At 75.4% G+C, this 5193-nt stretch carries 4 protein-coding genes; all 4 read left to right on the top strand.

Annotated features, from left to right (window positions below):
* The first annotated feature begins 164 nt into the window (after positions 1–164).
* The 4 genes from ACFV0Q_RS38145 (at position 165) to ACFV0Q_RS38130 (ending at position 5084) form a co-directional block, all read left to right on the top strand.
* Positions 165–992: a hypothetical protein gene (locus ACFV0Q_RS38145; protein WP_385012225.1), complete on the top strand. Its 828-nt coding sequence runs from the start codon at positions 165–167 to the stop codon at positions 990–992.
* A gap of 70 nt (positions 993–1062) precedes the next feature.
* Entirely contained in the window at positions 1063–3060 is a 1998-nt protein-coding gene (locus ACFV0Q_RS38140; protein ID WP_385012223.1) for an FUSC family protein, read from the top strand.
* Between the two features lie 66 nt (positions 3061–3126).
* On the top strand, positions 3127–3837 hold the full coding sequence (locus ACFV0Q_RS38135; RefSeq protein ID WP_385012220.1) for a hypothetical protein: 711 nt from the start codon (positions 3127–3129) through the stop codon (positions 3835–3837).
* A complete protein-coding gene (locus ACFV0Q_RS38130) occupies positions 3825–5084 on the top strand; it encodes a sensor histidine kinase (protein ID WP_385012218.1) in 1260 nt (419 codons plus the stop codon). Before ACFV0Q_RS38135 ends, ACFV0Q_RS38130 begins: the two co-directional genes overlap by 13 nt.
* Positions 5085–5193 lie beyond the last annotated feature (109 nt).

The raw sequence follows: 5193 nt of genomic DNA, 5'->3' as shown, positions 1-5193 counted from the left end.
GGGCGGGGCTCCTCTCTTCCACCCTCCAGGGCACACCCGGCACCGCGGGGCGGCAAGTGGATCACTCGTCCGGGTGGCCCGGCGCGGCCCGGACGCGCGCCGGGTCCACCCGGACGCAGCAGCGCCACTGGCGCCGCCCGCCCTCCGGGGCTTTCCCTGGTGACGTGCGCACCTATCTGTCGGCGGCCCTCGTCGTGCTCGTGGCCCTCCTCGTGCCCGCGAGCGCGGTGGCCTACTGGGCCGACCACGAGCTGGGGAACGCCGACCGCTACACCGCCGCCATGTCCCCGCTCGCCAACGACCCGGCCGTCCAGGGCGTGGTGGTCACCCAGGCCACCCGCGCCCTCTCCGGACAGATCGACGCGGGCCCCTTCCAGGGCGGGGTGGACGCCCTGATCGGCGAGGCCCTGCACTCCTTCGCCGGGACCCCCGCCTACCGCACGGCCTGGGACGCCGCCAACCGGGCCGCGCACACCGCCTTCCTCGACGCCCTCGACAGCGGCCGCGGGGACGCCGTCACCATCGACCTGGCGCCGGTGATAGCCCAGGTCAGGGGCGAACTGGTCGCCGACGGAGTGCCCTTCGCCGACCGGATCCCGGAAACCCGCCTGTCCGTGAAGGTCATGGAGTACGACAACCTCGGTGCGCTCCGGAAGGGGTTCCGCATGCTCCAGGTCGCCGGCGTCTGGCTCCCCGTGCTGACCCTGCTCCTCGCCGTGGCCGCCGTCGCCGTCGCCGTCCGCCGGCGGCGCGCCGTCGTGGCCACCGGTCTCGGGCTGGCCGCGGGGGCCGTGCTGCTGTGGATCGCGGTGGTCCTGTGCCGCCGCCTCACCCTCGACGACCTGCCGGCCGACATCGACCGGGCCGCCGCCGGAGCGGTGTACGACGCGCTCACCGCCTTCCTGCGGACCACCGCCTGGGTGGTCCTCGCGGTCGGGCTCGCGGCAGCGCTGGCCGCCTGGCTGGCGGGCCGGCTGCGTCGCACCCCATAAGCTCGGAAGTACCCATACTCCGCAGAACCCCCCAGAAGAACCGATTCGCGAGCGGCGACACGGAAGCGGAATGACCACCGAACGACGCACCGAGCACATACCGTCCGGGCGGCTGCGCCCGAAGCCGCTGACTCCCCCCGCCTGGCTGCTCGCCGGACTGCGGCCCAACCGCGCCCCCGTCCCCTGGGCCGCGGCCGTCCGCGCCGGGATCGCGCTGGCCGTCCCGCTCGCCGTCGGCTTCGCCCTGGACGAGCCCGAGTACGGTGCCCTCGTCTCCATGGGAGCCCTGTCCGGGGTGATCGGCGACACCGCCGACGCCTACCGGATGCGGATCCTGAACATCGCCGTCCCCCAGCTGTTCGGCGCCATCGGCGTCGCCGTCGGCACCCTCGTCTTCGGGCACGGCTGGCTCGCCGTCGGCGTCCTCACCCTGATCGCCCTCGTCTCCGGGATGATCTCCTCGATCGGCACGGTCGCCTCCGTGTCCGGGCTGCTGCTCCTGCTCAACGCGGTCGTCGGTGCCGGACTGCCGATGCCCCAGCCCTGGTGGACCGCGCCCCTGCTGCTCACCGCGGGCGGCCTGTTCGTCCTCGCCCTGACCCTGCTGGGCTGGCCGCTGCGCGGCCGCGGACCCGAACGGGCCGCCGTCGGCGCCGCCTACCGGGCGCTGGCCGACAGCCTGGAGGCCGCGGGCGGACCCGGCTACGAGGAACGCCGCCAGCAGGTCACCCAGGCCCTGAACCACGCCTACGACCTCGTCCTGGCCCGCCGGGCCCGGGTGCACGGCCGCAACCCCTCTCTGGTGCGGATGCTCACCCAGCTCAACGCCCTGATCCCGCTGGTCGAGGCCGCGCCCGCCGTCCACCTGCGCGGCCGGCCCCTGCCGCCCGGGATCCCGGCCGCCGTGCGCGAACTGGCCCGGGCCGTCGAGGAGGGCCGCACCGGAACCCCCGACCTGAGCCTGCCCGCGCCCGAGGGCCCGTCCGGGCGCGCCCTCGACGCCGCCCTGCGGCACGCCGCCGTCACCGTGCACCTCGCCGAACCGGACCCGAACAACGTCGACGACCGCCTCGGCCGGCCCGCCGCCCTGCGCGTGCGGGCCCGGCGGGCGGTGCGCGACGTGATGTTCTCCGCGGCCTCCTGGCGGTACGGGCTGCGGCTCGCGCTGTGCATCGGGCTCGCGCAGTCGCTGGTCTCCCTCATCGAGGTGGAGCGGTCCTACTGGGTCGCCCTGACCGTCACCTTCGTCCTCAAGCCCGACTTCGGCTCCGTGTTCTCCCGGGCCGTGCTGCGCGCCCTGGGGACGGCCGCCGGGCTGGTCCTCGCGGCCGCCGTGCTGGCCGAGGTGCCGCGCGGCTGGTGGGACGTACCCGTCATGGCGCTGCTGGCCGCGCTGATCCCGGCGTTCTCCGCGAAGGGGTACGCCTTCCAGACCGCGGCCATCACCCCGGTCATCCTGCTCCTCTCGGACCTCCTCAACCACCAGGGCTTCGACCTCATCCGGCCCCGGCTGCTCGACAGCCTCATCGGGTGCGCCATCGCCCTCGTCGCCGGATACCTCCTGTGGCCCGAGAGCTGGCACACCCGGATCGGGGACCGGCTCGCCGACACCGTGGACGACGCGGCCCACTACGTCGAGCGCGCCTTCGCCCCCGTCGCCGACGGGGCCGCGCTGCGGGCCGCCCGGCAGGCCCGCCTCCAGGCCCGGCGCCGCATCTACCGGGAGCTCTCCGGCGTCCGCAGCGAGTTCCAGCGGGCCCTGACCGAACCCCCGCCCACCGGGGCCCGGGCCGCCGCGTGGTGGCCGCTGGTGGTGGCCGTGGAGCGGATCGTGGACGCGACGACCGCCGCCCGTGTTCGCGTCAACCACGGTGCCGCCCCGCCCGACGGTGAGGAGGTGGCGGCCCTCACCGCCGAGCTGCGCGGTCTGGCGGAGGGGGTGCGCAGCAGCCGGACGCTGAGGGAGGTCCGGGTCCAGCCCCTCCCGCCGGGTGCGGAGCACTCCGTGCTCGCCCCGGTCCACCACGAGGTCGCGGCGGCCCGCGCCATCGCCCAGCCCGACCTCTGAGCGCCGGGGTCCCCCGAACGCCGCACGGGCCGGGCCGCTCCGGCGGTGGCGGGGGAGCATCGGAGCATGCACCGGGTCCCGGCCGTGATGGTCCTCGCCGCCGTTCTGGCCGGCGCGGCGGGGTGCGCCGATGTGGAGGGGCTCAAGAACGGGGGCGACCTCGGAACGGTGCACGCCCCCAAGACCCTGTGGAAGGACATCCACCCCGCCCCGCCCGGCCCGGGCCAGCAGCCCGGCACGGCCGCCGTGGTGCCCGGGCTGCCCAGGGCGCTGGCCCTGACCATGCGCGGGGTGGACGCGCTGGCCGTCGTACGGGCCGACATCACCTCCTCCACCGCCGAGGACGGCGGCACGGGCCGCCTCGTCGACCCGCGCGCGGTGCAGCGGCTCGCGCTGTGCACACAGGCTGGGGACGGCGGACCCGACTGCCCGGTGCGCCCCGGCGTCCTGCACGACCTCACGGGCAACGGCCGGGAGGAGCTGATCACCGCGCTGGACGTGGACGGCCGGCTCACCGAACTGCGCGTCTACACCGTCCGGGACGACGGGCGCATCGCCCGGATCCTGTCCCGGCGCGGGGTGCTGGAGGGCGTCGAGGTGGCCGCCGAGCACCTGGCCGTGCGCGAGCCGACCTCGAACCCGCGGTACACCTCGGTCTCCGACTACGTCTGGGACCCCAAGACGGCCGGCATGAGCCTGTCGCAGCTCACCCTCGACGACTGTCCCGCCCTCACGGACGTCCCGCTGCCCGAGACCCGGTCGCGATGCGCGCGCTGAGCAGCCTGCGGTGGAAGATCGCCCTCACCACCACGACGGTGTGCTGCCTGGTCGCCGCCGCCCTCGGGATCCTCGTGCACAACGTGGTCGCCCGGCAGGTCGTCGGGGAGGTCCGCAAGGAGGCGGACCGGGACCTGGACCACGCCCTCGGCCACTACGAGTACGGCACGGCGCACGGCGACGTGAACGCCGGCCTGGACCCGCCCGGGCTGCCGGGCCCACTGCGCGAGCTCGTCGCGGGCAGCCGGACCGGCAGCATGGTCGGGACGTACCAGGGCAAGCCCGTGATGTGGGCGGCCGGGCCCGCCGACCAGAAGGCGCTGGCCGTCTGGATCCCGTACGGGAACACGCGCGACCGGCTGCGGGACATCGACATGGCGATCCTCGCCTCCTCGGCGCTCGCCGCCGGGGTGGTGGCGCTGGCCGGCCTCTTCCTCGCCGACCGGATCAGCCGGCGGCTCGCCACCACGGCCGCCGTGGCCCGCCGGATCAGCGCCGGGGACCTGGACGCCCGGGTGGACTTCCCCGCCGACGCGGCCTCCGAGCGGCCGCGCCGCTACCACGACGAGGTACGGGACGTCGCGCAGGCACTGGACTCGATGGCGGGCTCGCTGCAGGAGCGGCTGGAGGCGGAGAAGCGGTTCACCGCCGATGTCGCGCACGAGCTCCGCACCCCGCTGACGGGCTCGCTCGCCGCGGCCTCGCTGCTGCCCGACGGGCGCCCGAAGGAGATGATCAACGACCGGCTCAAGGCCCTGCACCTGCTCACCGAGGACCTGTTGGAGATCTCCCGGCTGGATTCCGGTGTGGAGCGGGCCGACCTGGCCCGCGTGGAGCTGGGCCGGGCCGTTCAACGGGCCGTCGCGGGGACCCGGCTGCCCGCCGGCGTACGGGTGGTGCGGGACGCGGTGGTGCTCACCGACCGGCGGCGCCTGGACCGGATCCTGGCCAACCTGCTGGCCAACGCCCACAAGCACGGGCAGCCGCCGGTCGAGGTGACGGTGGAGGGCCCGGTGGTGGTGATCCGCGACCACGGGCCGGGCTACCCGGCCGAGCTGATCGAGCAGGGCCCCAAGCGCTTCCGCACCGGGGACCCCGGGCGCGGCCGGGGCCACGGGCTGGGCCTGACCATCGTGGTGGGCCAGGCCGCGGTACTGGAGGTCGTCCTGGAGTTCGCCAACGCTCCCGACGGGGGTGCGGTGACCACCCTGCGGCTGCCGGTGGGGCGCCTGACGGACGGCAGTTGACCCGAAGCGAGGGGGCCCCGGGCGGGGGGGGTTGTGTGAAATAAAAACAGCGCCCCGGGGCCTATAAATGTGTCGCGGGCGGGGGGGGTTGAGGCCAGGGTTTGTTGGG

The sequence above is a fragment of the Streptomyces sp. NPDC059564 genome (genome assembly GCF_042735575.1).
Classification (GTDB): domain Bacteria; phylum Actinomycetota; class Actinomycetes; order Streptomycetales; family Streptomycetaceae; genus Streptomyces.
The sequence above is the reverse complement of the archived record's forward strand: the minus strand, read 5'-3'. Positions and strand labels throughout refer to the sequence as shown.